12 protein-coding genes are annotated in these 14,522 nt (G+C 68.9%); 8 read left to right on the top strand and 4 right to left on the bottom strand.

All coding sequences use genetic code 11. The features are described 5' to 3' along the window. Positions 1-58 precede the first annotated feature (58 nt). The gene (locus AC3A6Y_RS15880; RefSeq protein ID WP_487869206.1) at positions 59-850 is read right to left on the bottom strand and encodes a hydroxyacylglutathione hydrolase; all 792 of its coding nucleotides are present in this window, start codon (positions 848-850) and stop codon (positions 59-61) included. Between the two features lie 84 nt (positions 851-934). Beyond that, positions 935-1,765 (bottom strand): urease accessory protein UreD, encoded by an 831-nt coding sequence (locus tag AC3A6Y_RS15875; RefSeq protein ID WP_487869205.1) that lies wholly within the window; start codon positions 1,763-1,765, stop codon positions 935-937. A gap of 72 nt (positions 1,766-1,837) precedes the next feature. On the opposite strand from AC3A6Y_RS15875, the gene AC3A6Y_RS15870 reads away from it, so the two are divergent. From AC3A6Y_RS15870 to AC3A6Y_RS15855, 4 genes are all read left to right on the top strand, one after another. Next, positions 1,838-2,227 (top strand): OsmC family protein, encoded by a 390-nt coding sequence (locus AC3A6Y_RS15870; RefSeq protein ID WP_487869204.1) that lies wholly within the window; start codon positions 1,838-1,840, stop codon positions 2,225-2,227. 148 nt (positions 2,228-2,375) lie between these two features. Beyond that, the gene (locus AC3A6Y_RS15865) at positions 2,376-3,881 is read left to right on the top strand and encodes a hypothetical protein (RefSeq protein ID WP_487869203.1); all 1,506 of its coding nucleotides are present in this window, start codon (positions 2,376-2,378) and stop codon (positions 3,879-3,881) included. Between the two features lie 56 nt (positions 3,882-3,937). After that, positions 3,938-4,837: a hypothetical protein gene (locus tag AC3A6Y_RS15860; protein ID WP_487869202.1), complete on the top strand. Its 900-nt coding sequence runs from the start codon at positions 3,938-3,940 to the stop codon at positions 4,835-4,837. A gap of 112 nt (positions 4,838-4,949) precedes the next feature. Then, positions 4,950-6,020, top strand: coding sequence for a TAXI family TRAP transporter solute-binding subunit (locus AC3A6Y_RS15855; RefSeq protein ID WP_487869946.1), 1,071 nt, complete (start codon positions 4,950-4,952; stop codon positions 6,018-6,020). Between the two features lie 13 nt (positions 6,021-6,033). Here AC3A6Y_RS15855 and AC3A6Y_RS15850 read toward each other — a convergent pair whose 3' ends face one another. Continuing rightward, the gene (locus tag AC3A6Y_RS15850; RefSeq protein ID WP_487869201.1) at positions 6,034-7,218 is read right to left on the bottom strand and encodes an amylo-alpha-1,6-glucosidase; all 1,185 of its coding nucleotides are present in this window, start codon (positions 7,216-7,218) and stop codon (positions 6,034-6,036) included. Positions 7,219-7,478: 260 nt separating this feature from the next. Between AC3A6Y_RS15850 and AC3A6Y_RS15845 the strand changes: the two genes are divergently transcribed. Both AC3A6Y_RS15845 and AC3A6Y_RS15840 read left to right on the top strand, forming a co-directional pair. Beyond that, on the top strand, positions 7,479-8,576 hold the full coding sequence (locus AC3A6Y_RS15845; protein ID WP_487869200.1) for a lipocalin-like domain-containing protein: 1,098 nt from the start codon (positions 7,479-7,481) through the stop codon (positions 8,574-8,576). A gap of 24 nt (positions 8,577-8,600) precedes the next feature. Beyond that, positions 8,601-10,331: an OPT/YSL family transporter gene (locus tag AC3A6Y_RS15840; protein ID WP_487869199.1), complete on the top strand. Its 1,731-nt coding sequence runs from the start codon at positions 8,601-8,603 to the stop codon at positions 10,329-10,331. 70 nt (positions 10,332-10,401) lie between these two features. Here AC3A6Y_RS15840 and AC3A6Y_RS15835 read toward each other — a convergent pair whose 3' ends face one another. Beyond that, positions 10,402-12,639, bottom strand: coding sequence for an NADP-dependent isocitrate dehydrogenase (locus tag AC3A6Y_RS15835; RefSeq protein WP_487869198.1), 2,238 nt, complete (start codon positions 12,637-12,639; stop codon positions 10,402-10,404). A gap of 219 nt (positions 12,640-12,858) precedes the next feature. Here AC3A6Y_RS15835 and AC3A6Y_RS15830 point away from each other — a divergent pair, with 219 nt between their 5' ends. Together AC3A6Y_RS15830 and AC3A6Y_RS15825 are read left to right on the top strand one after the other, a co-directional pair. Then, a complete protein-coding gene (locus AC3A6Y_RS15830; RefSeq protein WP_487869197.1) occupies positions 12,859-13,554 on the top strand; it encodes a Crp/Fnr family transcriptional regulator in 696 nt (231 codons plus the stop codon). A gap of 81 nt (positions 13,555-13,635) precedes the next feature. Next, complete coding sequence (locus tag AC3A6Y_RS15825; protein WP_487869196.1) at positions 13,636-14,520, top strand: hypothetical protein; 885 nt, start codon at positions 13,636-13,638, stop codon at positions 14,518-14,520. Positions 14,521-14,522: the final 2 nt, after the last annotated feature.

The raw sequence follows: 14,522 nt of genomic DNA, 5'->3' as shown, positions 1-14,522 counted from the left end.
CCGCGGTCGGTGCGGCCGGTGTGGAAAACGGAAGCCGGACGCTCGCCTGCCCGGCGCGTCACCACTGGTTGCGCAGCTCCCGCAGCTTGATGAACACGGTCTTCGGGTCCGGCTTCTCCGGCAGGTCGGGGAAGACCTCGCGCAGCGCGGCGATCACGCTCGGGCTCGACAGGCGCAGGAAGGTGTTGATCTGTTGTTCCTCGTGCAGCGTCGTGACCTTGGCTTTCGCCGGGTCTTGCCCCGTCACCTCGGGCAGCAGCGCACCGGCGGCCGCGTTGTCGGGCTCGCGCGCGAGGGTGAAGCGCAGGTTGTTCTCGATGTAGTCGTGGCCCGGGTAGACGCGCGTCTCGGCGGGCAGCTTCGCGAGCTGCTCGACGAAGGTGGTGTAGAGGTCTTCCGGATTGCCGCCGTTGTGGCAGTTGCCGGCACCGGCATTGAACAGCGTGTCGCCGGAGAACAGCGCCGGCCTGTCGGTGTGGGAGCGCAGGCAGATGTGGCACATCGTGTGGCCGGGCGTGTCCATGCATTCGAGCTCGACGGTCCTGCCGACCTTGATCACGTCGCCGGCCTGCACGCCGCGGTCCACCCCGGCGATGCGCGAGCCCGCAAGGTGGTGCGCGATCACCTTGGCCCCGGTCGCCGCCACCACCGCCGCGTTGCCGCCGGTGTGGTCGTGGTGCTCGTGCGTGTTCAGGATCTGGGTGATCTGCCACCCCTTCTCGCGCGCCGCGGCCAGGCATTTCTGGTGATCCAGGGGATCGATCGCGAGGGCCTCGCCGCTCTCGGGGCACGCGATCAGGTAGTTGTAGTTGCGATAGGCGTTGCCGGTCCAGATGCGCTCGACGATCATGGGGTACTCCTGGTGCGGAGCGGCAAGCATACGAGAACCGCGCCCCGCCGGAAACGCGTCCGGCGTCGCGCCCTGCCTCGCGCCCTACATCGCCCAGATCCGCGGCGCCGCGCCCTGCATCTGCCACAGTTCGGCGCGCCAGGCGCGCCACACCTGCCGCAGCAGCTGCATGGCCGGCTCGACCACCGGCGCCAGCACGCGCAGCACGATCACTTCGCCCGTGGGGCTGGTCGCGCCCGCGCTGTCGCGCAGCGGGTGGGCCTCGATCAGCGAACGCGCCCGCTCCAGCGCCGCCTCGCGCCGCGCCCGCGCGATCGGCGAACCGGCGACGAAGAAGATCGAGGCCAGGCAGCGATGCCCGGCGAGGCCCAGCGGCCCGTCGAGCAGCCGGTGGTCGGCCGCGTCGATGCGCCCGCGCTCCAGCCACGCGCCCGGCATTTCGATGTGCTGCTGCAGCGTGCCGCGCTCGAAGGGCTTGCCCGCATTGGGCAGGCCCAGCGCCGCGAGGTCCCAGCCGATCAGCTCGGCCCCTTCGGCCGGCCGCACGACCAGCCGGTTCTCCGCGCGGCAGCCGCTGAAGCAGATCGCCTCCAGCGGCAGCCACTCGAGCCGGGCGCCGGGCTCGAGCAGGAGCTCGGTGCGCTGCAGCGCCAGCTCGCCTTCCGAGCGGTAGAAGCGGCTGGCGCCGGGGGTGGTGACCAGGCCATGGCTGCCGGCCGAGGCGCGCACGCGGATGTCCAGCGTATCGCCGCCCACCAGCCCGCCCGGCGGATGCACCAGCACGTTGTGGCAGACGGCGCCGCCTTCGGGGTAGAGGCTCTGCAGGATGCGCAGCGGGCCTTCGTGGCGGAAGCGCGCGACGCTTCGGTGTTCTTCAAGGGTGTAGTCGAGTTCGAGTCGCGCGTGCCAGGGCATGGGTCGAGTGTAGGTGTGGGCACGCCCGCGCTATACGATCGTTCATCGTCCATCCGCAACCAAGGAACCCTCATGAGCATCACCGTTCGACGCGACGGCATCACCGGCACCCGCCACATCCTCAAGGTCCGCGCCCACGAGATCGCGGTGGACACCGGCGGCGAGCATGACGCAGGCCCGACGCCGCATGATCTCTACGACTCCGCGCTGGCCGCCTGCAAGGCGCTGACCGTGCTGGTCTATGCGCAGCACAAGGGCATTCCGGTGGAGGAGATCGAGGTGGCGGTGAACCGCGACGACAGCCAGGAGCGGCAAGGGCTCTACAAGCTCGACACCACGCTGCACGTCACCGGCGCGTTGAGCGAGGAGCAGAAGGCGGCGCTGCTGCGCGTGGCCGGGAAATGCCCGCTGCATCGGCTGATGGCCGAAGTGAAAACGGAGATCGAGACGCGGCTGGTCTGAGCCGCCGGGCGCTCGATCGCTTGAAGACCCCCCCCGGTTCGACCCGGCGCCGCCGCGCCGGCTATACCCGCGCGCGCTGTTGCGGAGTTGGTGATTCCCCTCAATGCGAATGATGCCCACAAGAAAACCAAGTCATTACACTGAATGAATGTCCACATGGCTGGCCTCGGCCCTCCAGATCGAGCATTGGGCGATTGGTGACCAGACATGGTCGCGCAATCCGAGCACGGGCGCCTTCGAGCTTGCCGACTACAAGGGATGGGGCGCGCCGCCGGCCGCCTGCGACCCGCTCGACCTGGCGACCCTCGTCGGCGCGCGCGTGAGCGTCGAGGGAGCGGATCGCGCAGGCAAGCCCGTCGCGCTCTACCCGGGCGCCTTCAAGTTTTCTCCCGTGACGGGCAAGGCGCTGCCCGCGCCGTCCCTCGCCCATCGGGACGCATGGCTGCCGCCCTTCGGTGGCGACAGTGCCGGCGAGGACCCGCCGCAAGGGCTGCGCCTGACCGCCGCGCCCCTGGCGCTGCGATCGACGCTGAGCATCGAGTCTCTTCCGGACCGCCAGTTGGCGGCGCCTCCGGCGGGAAACCATCAATTCCTGGTCGCCGCATGCCAGACCTGCGATGCCCGCTTGCTGGCCGTGGAGTATTCGCGCGGGCGCATCCACCAGTGGCTTCCGCACTCGGAGCGCTGGCTGGAGCTGCGCTGCGGCGCGGTGCACGCGCTCGTCGGAAGCTCCCTCGGCGAGGAGGCCTGGGGCATGGCGGTGAAAGACCCGCAAGGCGCCACGCGGATCTTCATGCCGACCGATGCCGGCCTGGCCATCGTCTCCATCAACCTGATCGCCCGGACCTATGAATCCCGCACCATCGGCACACGCTGCCTGGGCGCGCCGATCCTGTGGCAGGGCAGGGTGCACGTGCCCATGCTGGACGACGACGGGAAGCTGGGCGTCCATGTGCTCGACCCGGCCGGCACCGCGCTGCATCGCGTCGACGGGCCGGCGCTCGATATCGCGTCGGCGAAATGGGTCCGTCCGTTGGCCGATCGGCGGCAGATCGTGTGGATGTCGTCCGCGGGCCAGCTGATCGTCAAGCCGGGCAACGGCGACGCGCTGGAGGCATCCCTCCTGCCCTGGCCGGCGGGCATCGCGCCCAGCTTCGAGCTGGGCAGCCCCTACCTGTCCCGCAGCGGCCACTTGTGGCAGCAGTGCACGCAGCAGGACGACGAGGGGCAGCGCTTCGTCTTCGTTCAACTGGGCCGCGTCGAGCCGGAAATCAGGCCGGCCAGTTCGCCGCGCCTGAGCACCGGGGCAGCCTGCTTCCAGCTCGATGCGCGCCTGCGGATCGCGCCCTGGTTCGATGCCGACGACGGCCTGGATTCCGAACCTTCCGGCGAAGTGATCATTCCCCTGCTGGAGTCGACCTCGTCGTCCACGGTGCTGTGCGCACGCGTGTCGAGCCCCGGATCGGTCGAGGGCCTGTTCGCATCGCGCGACGCATTCACCACCACATTCGAATTGCACGGGGAGCGCGAGGTGCAGTTCTGGGTGGCGAGCCTGCCGCGGCCATGGGCGACCCGGCCCTTCATCTATGCGGGCCACCTGTATCTCCATCACCCGAGCCAGCGTCGGCTGCCGGGCTGGCGGGTCGACGCCTGAGGAGGACCGGCCGCCGCGTCTGTGAGGCGTTCTTGCACTGATCTTTGTTCTTCGACATGGCGAATCTGGCTGAACTGAATCTGGCGCTCTCGCAGCCGTGCAGGCGTTGTGCGCAGTTGCTGCATGGGCGCGTCAAGTTCTGCCCCTATTGCGGCAGCGAGAACGACGCCCCTCCTTGGGGACACGAGGCGGCCAACGCCGCCTTCGGGCCCGGACGCGCCACAGCCGATCGCGCGACAGCCGATCGCGCCGAGCCCGAGGCGCCGCCGGCGCAAGAGGCGCCGGACATGCCGCGTCGCGACGTCGAGGAGAGCACCGAGCCTCCCCCCGTCCTCGACGCGCGCAGCGATGCCGGCGAAGCCGGCAATCTCGACATCGCCCACATCGTTCCTGCTGCCTTCGAATGGCCCGACGAGCTGCCGGCCGCGACCGCGACCGCTCAGCCGCAGCCTCTCGCGCCGTGGCGCCGCCCGATCCTGAAGTACGCGGCGATCGGTGCGGTGATGGTCGCGACCGTGCTCGTCCTGGTCCTCGGCCATGTCCGTTCCAGCCAGGAGAACGAGGCGGCCAGGTCGCGCGCGCTGACGGCCCAGCTGGCGCAGGCGCAGAGCGCGCTGGCCCGAGGCGATTTCATCGCCACGGAGCGCGAACTGGCGGTGCTGGCCGCCGCCTATCCCGGCCATCCCGCCGTGCGCGAGTTGAGCGATGCGCTCGATCGCCGGATGCGCGAGCAACTGGCCAGGCAGGAAGAACTGCGCGCCGCCACCCAGAAGGCGAGCCGGTCGCTGGGCCTCGGCGCTCCCGCTCCGTCGGTGGCCAAGACGCCGCCGCCGGCAGCACAGGCGCCGGTCGTCGTCGCGCCCGCGCCGCCGGTCGCCGTGCAGGAGCCCGAGAAGAGCGAGTGCAACCCGGCGCTTGCGGCCCTGGCCCTTTGCGCTGCCGGGAGCGAACGGTGAACGGCCCGGGCAGCGCGGGACGCAGGGCCAAGGCGAGGGGCCCTCGCCGCAACCATGAGGAACCCTCCTCGAAGGAGCCGGCATGACGATCCGATCCCTGTTGACGTTGCTGATGTTGATGACCTTCCTGCCCGCGGCTGGCGCAGCGCCGCCGGCGGCCAGGACCGAGTACAAGATCGTCACCGCGTCGAAGACCGGCACCTACATCCAGATCGGGCGCGACCTCGCCAAGTGGGTGGCCGAGCCCGCCGGCATCGATCTCGAAGTGCTGGAGTCCAAGGGTTCGGCGGAGAACGTGCATCGGATGCGCTTCGAGCAGGGCGTCAAGCTCGCGCTGGTGCAGTCCGACGTCTACCAGGCCTTTCTCGACGAGGCCAAGGCCGGCAGCGCCGACGCGGGCAACATCATCCGGCCGCTGCGCCTCATCCTGCCGCTCTACGACGAAGAGATCTATTTCGTCGCCCGCGCCGACTCGCCCCTGAACAGCATCCACGAGATCAGGGACAAGAAGCTCGGCGTCGGCCCGCTCGGCAGCGGCACGGCGCTCAGCGCGAGAACGCTCTACCAGCTGATGTTCGGCGAGCCGATCCCGGCTGCCAATGCGCAGTACCTGAGCAACGAGGAGGCGCTCGCCAGGCTCACCGTCGACAAGTCGATCGACGTCGCCATCATCGTGGCCGGCCAGCCCGCCAAGCTGTTCACCGACATGAAGCCCGAGGCGCGCAACTTCATCAAGCTCCTGAAGCTGGATGACAAGGCGCCCGAAACCGCGCGCGTGACGAAGACCTACTTCCCCGCGACCATCCGCGCGACGAGCTACGCCAACTGGCTCACGGCCGACATTCCCACGCTGACCATCAAGGCCTACCTGGTCACCTACGACTACGGCCTGCAGTCCACGGTGGGCAACCTGCGCCGCTTCGCCGAGTCGCTCTGCACCAACTTCGACAAGCTCCAGGCCAACGGCCATCCCAAGTGGAAGCAGGTGCGCCTGGAACTGCCGGCGCTGGGCCAGGGGTGGCGCTATTACCCGCCGATGGAGAAGCGGCTGCGTGCCTGCATCGCCGGCCAGGTGGCGGTGTCGCGCACCGGGGCCTTCGCCAAGCCGCAGTCTCAACAGTCCCAGCAACCGCAGCGTCCCTGCACGGAGCAGGAGTTGGTGCTGGGGATCTGCAACCGGTGACGGGAGCGCGGCGCTACCAGGCCGCCGCGTCGCCCCGCAGCGCGCGCCTCGCCAGCAGGAAGGTCGCCGCATTCCAGCTCTGGCCGGCCATCCCGCGCGGTGCCAGCGTCCGGCCGTGGAACCACTCGGTGAAGCGCCAGTCGTTGAGCGCGTTCACCTGCGCCAGCCGCGCGAGTTCGGTCCAGGCCGGCTCGTGCAGTCCCAGCCGCGCCAGCATCAACACCCAGAAGCCGCCGACGAAGGGCCAGATGCCGCCGTTGTGGTACTGGTGCACGAGGTTCTGCTGGTGGCGCCCCATGTAGAGCCGCCACAGCGGGTGCTGGGGCGTCAGCGGTTGCAGCACCACGCGCACCGGATAGGGCACGCTGGCATTCGCCGCGCTCAGGGTCTCGACGATGCGGTAGGCCATGGCTTTATCCGCCAGTCCGCTCTGGATCGCCAGGATGTTGCCGAACACGTCCCCTTCGTGGCCGACCACCGAGAGATTGACGAAGCTCAGGTACAGGCCCGGATCGCGCCGGCCGCGCCGCGCATAGTGCCGCAGCAGCCGCGCGCGGTGGTACTTCGGCAGCTCGCGCTGGAAGGGATTGAAGAGGTGGTTGAAGTGGTACTGCGTCTCCCCGGCATGCTCGAGCGCGTAGCGGCGCTTGACCTCGTACCAGAGCGTGTTGGTGTACAGCACGTACCCCGAGCGCGGCATGATGTCGGCCCAGTCGCTGGCCTCGTTCTGCTGCAGCAGGCGAAAGTGCTGGTGCTCCTGCGCCAGCAGCCAGCCGATCGCGCGCTCCACTTCGCGGCTCCAATGCGAGGAGCCGACGCTGCCGTGGCGGCGCACATGGTCCACCGCGATCAGCCACCACAAGGTGGCGTCGATGCAGCCCAGGTACCAGAAGTCGGCATCGCGGCCTTCCGGGTCCACGTACTTGGGGATCTGCCCATTGGCCGCCTGGTGCGCCGCCAGCGCATCGAGACTCGCCACCGCACCCTGCTCCAGCGCGGGCACGCCGCTGCCGCACATCGCCATCACGCAGATCGCGGCATCGCGCCCGAAGATGCGCGTGTAGCGCCGCGCCTCGGCCGCCTCGGTGCGGCTGGCGGCCAGGATGCCGTGCGGCGTCAGGTTGCGTTGCAGGAGGTCGAGCGAGGCCTGGGCGCAGCGGTCGATCATGGCGGAGGCGGGGGCGTTCAGATGGGTCATGGGTCGTAGGTCCTTGCCTGCGGGTGTCGATTGTCCCGGGGCATGCATGCAGAGGGTAAACCCCTCGTGAGCGCGCGCCGAAGTGCGCCTTCGATCCGGGGCTTGCATCGCTAAGATGACTGCGATCGAGTCTCCGCCACGACACGAAGGACCCGCCGGACATGAATGCCAACGACCCTCTTCGACAGCGCCGCAGGCGTTCCACCTCGGGACGCTCACGTTCCTCCCGGGCGCGGGCACGGGCGAGAAGAAGGGGATGGATGGTGTTCTTCGCCGCGGTGGTGGGCGTCACGGCCGTCATCCTCGCGGGCCTGAACTACCTCTGGACCACCGAGCGCCATCCGGCCGCCCTCGCTGCGGCCGAAGCACGGCCCGACGCCGGCCGCAAGCCGGTCGAGCGAACCGCCGCGCTCCCGCCCCTCAACCTGCCGGCGGACGATGCGCCCCATGGGTCTGCGATGGAGTGGTGGTATTACAGCGGCATCCTCGCCGCGGAGGCGGGCCAGCGCTATGCCTTCCACATGGTCGTCTTCGTGGCCAACGGGCTGGTCAAGCACACCGTGATGCATGCGGCCTTGACCGACCTTCAAACCGGCAAGCGCTACGCCAGCCAGACCCGGACCGGCGGCACCCCGGCGACGAACGTCCCCAACGGCTTCGACTTCAGGGAGCAGGGCTGGCAGGTGTCCGCATCGCCTTCGTCCCACGTTCTGCGCGCCGGCTTCGACGGCGCCTCCGTCGCCTTCGACCTGGGCGTCTCGGGTCCCGCCGTCGCGCACCGCGCGCCGGGCTCGGAGACGCCGGGCCTGCTCGATTTCGGCAAGAGCGGGATCAGCTACTACTACTCGCGCCCTCGGCTTCCGGCGCGCGGCAGCATCGCCATCGCAGGGAAGTCGCTCCCGGTGAGCGGCGAGCTCTGGTTCGATCACCAGTGGGGCGAGTTCGACGTCCTCACGCTCGGCTGGAACTGGTTCGCCCTGCACCTGGCCGATGGATCCGACCTGATGCTCTACGAGCTCTTCGACGAGGACGGCCGCAAGATCATGACCGCGGGCACGCTGTCGGACGCCAAGGGGTCCCGGCCGCTCCAGCCCGGCGAGGTCGAGCTGCTGCCCGGCGCCACCTGGACCAGCCCGAAGACCCACATCCCCTACGTCGTCGAGTGGCGCATCAAGCTTGCGTCGGGCGTGCTCAACGTCAAGCCCTTCGTGCCCGACAGCGAATTCGACTCGGGCTGGACCACCGGCAACGTCTATTGGGAAGGGCCCGTCAAGGTGAGCGGCAGCCAGGAGGGGCAGGGCTTCCTGGAGTTGAGCGGCTACGACCGCCTGAGCGCCCGGCAGTCCAAGAGCAAGTGACATCGCGCCGGCCCAGGCAGATCCATGGATCCACCCCCCGGCGCCCGCTGGCCTTGGCTGCCCGCCGAAGGCAGCTGGAAATACCACCTGCTGCTGGCGCTCACGGGCGTGCTCGTGCTGGGCCCGCTGGCCGGCGTGACGGCGGCCTACATGAATTTCTCGCTGGGCTTCTTCGTCGGCGGGCAGGTGCTGGCGGGGCTGCTCGGCTCTGCCGTCACCGCCGGCTATGGCGCGGCCGGGCGGCACGGTGCCAACTACATCCAGACGGCTGCTGCCTCGGTCGCCAGCATGAGCGGCCTGGGTGTGCTGCTGCAGGCCATGACGTGGATGGGGCTGCCGCAGCCGCCGGCCTGGCAGATGGTCATGTACCTCACCTGCGTGGGCATGTTCGGCGTGGGCGTGGGCATGCTCTACACGCCGGTGGTGGTGGACCGCATGCGCCTGGTCTTTCCTTCGGGGCTGGCGGTCGCGAACATCCTGCGGGCGCTGACCGACACCCGGCTGCTGCGGCGCTCGGTGCGGCAGCTGGGAAGCGGCATTGCCGCCGGGCTGATCGCGGGACTGGCCTCGGCCCGCCTGCCGCTGCTGGGCGCCGTCGAGCTGTCGGCTTCCACCTTCGGCGCGGGCCTCGTGATCGGCGCGCGCATCGGCATCCCGGCGGTGGTGGGCGGGCTGATCGGCGTCGCGCTGCAGCCGTACTCCGTCTCGATCGGCTGGCTGCAGGCCGGCGACCCGCCGCGCAAGATCATGTTCCTCATCGCGCTCGGAACGATCATGGGCGCGGCCCTGGTGGATCTCGCGGTGATCTTCGCGCGCGCCCTGCCGCGGGCACGACGGCAGGCGGCGCGCGATGCGCCGCCGCCCGAGGCCGGCGACTGGCGGCGCGTCGACAGCACGCGCCTCGTGCTGTGGGTGATCGTGTGGGCGGCCGCCACGGTGGCCTGCGGCCACTGGGTGCTGGGACAGCCCGTCTTCTTCCTGGTGGTGGCGGTGGCGCTGGTCTTTCTCTTCGCGCTGGTGAACGGCATCTCCGTGGGCATCAGCGACTCCAACCCGATCTCCTCGGCCTTCGTCGTGACGATCGTCATCCTCGCCGCCCTCGGCCTGCGCGATGCGGGCGTGGGGCTGATGGCCGGCGCGGTGCTGCTGGTGGCGACCAGCGTGGCCTGCGACATGCAGCAGGACCGCTCCACCGGCTGGCGGCTCGGCACGCCGCGCGTGCTGCAGTTCCGCTACCAGGTGCTGGGCATCGTCGTGGGCGCCATGCTGGCGGTGGTGTTCGCGCGGCTGTTCATGGCGGCCTATCCGGTGCTGCTGCAGGACCAGACCGTGCTGAAGGCGGATCAGCAGCCGGCCGGCTGGAGCTCCGCCATGACCTACAAGTTCGTGGGCGTGCTGCGCAGCCTCACCGAGGACCAGCCCTTCCAGCGCATCGCCATCGGCGTGGGCATCGCGGCCGGCCTGGTGATCGAGCTGCTGCGCAAGTGGCTGCGCCCGCGCAGCTTCGTGCTCGACGCCATCGTGCTGCCTTCGCCGTATGCGCTGTCCTTCGGCGGCTTCGTCAGCCTGCCGACCTCGCTGTGGCTCGGCGCGGGCGGCGTCGCGGGCAGTCTGCTGGCCGCCCGCGCGCCCGCGCGGCGCGACCTGCCGGAGGACATGAGCAGCGCTTCGCTGTTCGGCGGAGGCCTGATCGCCGGCGATGCGCTGGCGGCGGTGGGGATCGGCGTCGCCGGGCTGCTGGCGGTGTTGACCTGAAGCCCGGGCCGGACCCGCACACCGTCCATGCCCGAACCCCCAGGCCGGCAGCCCGGGCGTTACCGGGCCCTCAGCCCGCCGCGGCAGCCAGCGCCGCGTTGAACGTGGCGCTCGGGCGCATCACCGCCTCGGTCTTGCGCACGTCCGGCAGGTAGTAGCCGCCGATGTCGGCCGGCTGGCCCTGCACGGCGGCGAGCTCGTCCACGATCTTCTGCTCGTTGGCGGCCAGGGACTCGGCGAGCGGCTTGAAGTGGGCGGCCATTTCCTGGTCTTCGGTCTGCTCGGCCAGGGCCTGGGCCCAGTAGAGCGCCAGGTAGAAGTGGCTGCCGCGATTGTCGAGCTGGCCGGTCTTGGGCGAGGGGCCCTTGTTGTTGTCCAGCAGCTTGCCGGTGGCGGCGTCGAGCGCCTTGGCCAGCAGCTTGGCCTTGGCGTTGTGGGTCTTGATGCCCAGGTCCTCCAGGCTCACGGCCAGCGCGAGGAACTCGCCCAGCGAATCCCAGCGCAGGTGGTTTTCCTCCACCAGCTGCTGCACGTGCTTGGGGGCCGAGCCACCGGCGCCCGTTTCATACATGCCGCCGCCGGCCATCAGGGGAACGATGGACAGCATCTTGGCCGAGGTGCCCAGCTCCATGATGGGGAACAGGTCCGTGAGGTAGTCGCGCAGGATGTTGCCGGTGGCACTGATGGTGTCCAGCCCGCGGACCACGCGCTCGAGCGTATAGCGCATGGCGCGCACCTGGCTCATGATCTGGATGTCGAGCCCGGTGGTGTCGTGCTCGTGCAGGTACATCCTGACCTTGGTGATGAGCTGCGCCTCGTGCGGGCGGTAGGCGTCGAGCCAGAACACCACCGGCATGCCCGAGTTGCGCGCGCGCGTGACGGCGAGCTTGACCCAGTCCCGGATGGCCGCGTCCTTGACCTGGCACATGCGCCAGATGTCGCCCGTTTCCACGTTCTGGCTGAGCAGCACCTCGCCCGTGTCGAGATCGGTGATGTTGGCCACGCCGTCCTCGGGAATCTCGAAGGTCTTGTCGTGCGAGCCGTATTCCTCGGCCTGCTGGGCCATCAGGCCGACGTTGGGCACGGTGCCCATGGTCCTGGGGTCGAAGGCGCCGTGCCACTTGCAGAAGTTGATGATCTCCTGGTAGATGCGGGCAAAGGTGCTCTCGGGCATCACGGCCTTCACGTCCTTCAGCCGGCCGTCGGCACCGTACATCTTGCCGCCGTTGCGGATCATCGCGGGCATCGAGGCATCGACGATCACGTCGTTGGGCGAATGGAAGTTGGTGATGCCCCTGGCCGAGTCCACCATCGCCAGCTCGGGACGGTTCTCGTGGCAGGCGTGCAGGTCGCGCATGATCTCTTCCTGCGTGCTTTGCGGCAGGGGGCCGATCTTGGTGTACAGGTCGACCATGCCGTTGTTGACGTTCACGCCCAGCTCCTCGAACAGCTTGGCGTGCTTCTCGAAGGCCTCGCGGTAGAAGATCTTGACGCAGTGGCCGAACACGATGGGGTGCGACACCTTCATCATGGTGGCCTTCACGTGCAGCGAGAACATCACGCCCGTCTTGTGCGCGTCCTGGATCTGCCGCTCGTAGAACTCCAGCAGTGCCTTCTTGCTCATGAACATGGAGTCGATCACCTCGCGCTCGAGCAGCGACACCTTCGGCTTGAGCACGATGGCCTTGCCGCTCTTGGTGATCAGTTCCATCTTCACGTCGCGCGCCTTGTTCAGCGTCATCGATTTTTCGCCGTGGTAGAAGTCGCCGTGGTGCATGTGCGAGACGTGCGAGCGCGAGGCCTGGCTCCATTCGGCCATGCTGTGCGGGTTCTTGCGTGCGAATTCCTTGACGGCCTTGGGCGCGCGGCGATCGGAGTTGCCTTCGCGCAGCACCGGGTTCACCGCGCTGCCGATGCACTTGTTGTAGCGCGCGCGGATGTCCTTCTCCTCGTCCGTCTTCGTGCTCTCGGGATAGTCGGGAATCTTGTAGCCCTTGTCCTGCAGTTCCTTGATGGCGGACTTGAGCTGGGCCACCGAGGCGCTGATGTTGGGCAGCTTGATGATGTTGGCTTCGGGCCGCAGCGTCAGCTTGCCCAGCTCGGCCAGGTTGTCCGGCATGCGCTGCGCTTCGGTCAGCGCTTCGGGAAACTGCCCCAGGATTCGGCCGGCCACCGAGATGTCGCTGGTGGCGACCTCGATGCCCGCGGGCGCGGCGAACGCCTGGATGATCGGCAGCAGCGAGGCCGTGGCCAGGCGCGGCGCCTCGTCGGTGAGGGTGTAGATGATTTGGGAGTTTGCGGCGGTCATGGCGGCTTTCGGGTGGGCTGAACAACAACGCCTCGTCACGGAACGGACGGCGTGACGAGCGGGCGCAAACTTTAACAAATGGCCCGAGGGGAGGACGGCGCGCCGGGAAAGTCCGGCAAGGCCGGGCCTCGATGCGCGGGAAATCCCGAATCGCGGCCTTGCTCGACAACGGGCGCATGCGCGAGACAAGATGGCGCGGCCCCTTCTGGAGGAACGCTGATGCCAACGCCCGCACTGTTCGACACCGCGATGACCGCCCTGACCGCGGCGCTGGCCACGCCGATGGGGATCGTTGCGCTCTGCTCGGCCGGTGTCGCCGGCGTGCTGGTGATCGTGAGTTCCTTCGTCAAGACCATGATTCCCCTGCGCTGCCTCGCGATCGGCGGCAACCTGGGCTTTCTGATCTACGGTGCGCTGCATCCGTCGCTGATCCTGGTGCTGCTGCACGGTGCGCTGCTGCCCATCAACATCTTCCGCGCGGCCCAGATGGTCCGCCTCACGCGGCGCGTGCGCGTCGCGGCCGCGACGAGCGACTTCTCCGGCGTCTGGCTGCGCCCTTACATGCGCCGGCGGCGGCTCCGGAAGGACGCCATCCTGTTCCGCAAGGGCGACGAGGCCAAGCGCCTGTATTTCCTCGCCGAAGGGCAGATCGAGTTCGTCGAGATCGGACAGACCATGGAGGCCGGCCGGCTGTTCGGCGAGATCGCATTCTTTGCGCCCGACAAGCGGCGCACGCTGACCGCCCGCTGCGCCACCCACTGCACCGTGCTGCAGATGGACGAGTCGACGTTCAAGACGCTCTATTTCCAGAACCCGGCCTTCGGATTCGAGGTGGTGACGCTCGTTGCCGGCCGTCTCATCGCCGACCGGCAGCGCCTGGAAGACCGGCTCGCGGCGACCACGCCGGCGACCTGATCCGGCCGCGCCCGTCACGAGCAACTATTGCAACTAAAGGACTAGCCAGCCGCCCGGCGCAGCGTGACAATGCGCAACATCATGAAACCCGCGACAACACTTCGCCGGCTGGTGCTGTGGGTCTTGTTCCTGATCGTGCCGGTCGCCGTCCAGGCGCAGACACAGCTCGGGAGTGCCGCGGCCTTGCGTGCCAAATTCGACGCCGTCCACACGCAGATCGACAAGAACATCTTTGGGCGGCCGCTGGTCCTCGAATCGACGGAAGCCTCCGGCCAGTTGAGCGGCGACATCTTCGCGGTGCTGAACCACCCCTTCGACCAGGTGAGCGCTTCCCTGAGCCAGCCCGGCGTCTGGTGCGACGTGCTGATGCTGCACCTCAACACCAAGTACTGCGCACCGCGCGGAACAGACGATGCCAGGTCGCTCGCCGTCTCGGTGGGCCGCAAGTTCGACCAGCCGCTGTCGGAGGCGACGCGCGTCGACTTCGTCTGGCAGCCGCCGAAGATCGGCGACGACTACCTGAGCGTGCGCCTGAGCGCCGACAAGGGGCCGCTGTCGACCCGCGACTACCGCATCGAGCTCGAGGCGACGCCGCTGGGCAACGGCAAGACCTTCATGCATCTCGGCTATGCCTACGCCTACGGGGTGGCGGCGCGCATCGCGATGCAGGGCTATCTCTCGACCATCGGTTCGGACAAGGTGGGATTCACCGTGACGGGCAAGAACCCGGCGGGCGAGCCGACCTACGTGGGCGGCGTGCGCGGCGTGGTGGAGCGCAACACCATGCGCTACTACCTCGCCATCGACGCCTACATGGACGCCCCCAAGCAACTGCCGCAGCGCCTTGCGGCCTGGTTCGACAGCACCGAGCGCTATGCGCGGCAGCTGCGCGAAGTGGAGCGCGAGGACTACCTCGCGATGAAGCGCAACGAGTACAAGCGGCTTGCGAGCCCCTTGCCGGAGTAGCC

The organism is Variovorax sp. Soil_C_17 (genome assembly GCF_057657265.1).
Note: the sequence above shows the minus strand (reverse complement) of the source record. Positions and strands in the feature narration are given on the sequence as shown.

Excerpts from the sequence above, each read along its gene's own strand:
- AC3A6Y_RS15845 (WP_487869200.1), top strand. The coding sequence starts at position 7,479 with ATGGTGTTCTTCGCCGCGGTGGTGGGCGTCACGGCCGTCATCCTCGCG.
- AC3A6Y_RS15870 (WP_487869204.1), top strand. The coding sequence starts at position 1,838 with ATGAGCATCACCGTTCGACGCGACGGCATCACCGGCACCCGCCACATC.
- AC3A6Y_RS15875 (WP_487869205.1), bottom strand. The coding sequence starts at position 1,765 with ATGCCCTGGCACGCGCGACTCGAACTCGACTACACCCTTGAAGAACAC.
- AC3A6Y_RS15840 (WP_487869199.1), top strand. The coding sequence starts at position 8,601 with ATGGATCCACCCCCCGGCGCCCGCTGGCCTTGGCTGCCCGCCGAAGGC.
- AC3A6Y_RS15860 (WP_487869202.1), top strand. The coding sequence starts at position 3,938 with ATGGCGAATCTGGCTGAACTGAATCTGGCGCTCTCGCAGCCGTGCAGG.
- AC3A6Y_RS15830 (WP_487869197.1), top strand. The coding sequence starts at position 12,859 with ATGCCAACGCCCGCACTGTTCGACACCGCGATGACCGCCCTGACCGCG.
- AC3A6Y_RS15835 (WP_487869198.1), bottom strand. The coding sequence starts at position 12,639 with ATGACCGCCGCAAACTCCCAAATCATCTACACCCTCACCGACGAGGCG.
- AC3A6Y_RS15825 (WP_487869196.1), top strand. The coding sequence starts at position 13,636 with ATGAAACCCGCGACAACACTTCGCCGGCTGGTGCTGTGGGTCTTGTTC.
- AC3A6Y_RS15865 (WP_487869203.1), top strand. The coding sequence starts at position 2,376 with ATGTCCACATGGCTGGCCTCGGCCCTCCAGATCGAGCATTGGGCGATT.
- AC3A6Y_RS15850 (WP_487869201.1), bottom strand. The coding sequence starts at position 7,218 with ATGACCCATCTGAACGCCCCCGCCTCCGCCATGATCGACCGCTGCGCC.
- AC3A6Y_RS15880 (WP_487869206.1), bottom strand. The coding sequence starts at position 850 with ATGATCGTCGAGCGCATCTGGACCGGCAACGCCTATCGCAACTACAAC.
- AC3A6Y_RS15855 (WP_487869946.1), top strand. The coding sequence starts at position 4,950 with ATGTTGATGACCTTCCTGCCCGCGGCTGGCGCAGCGCCGCCGGCGGCC.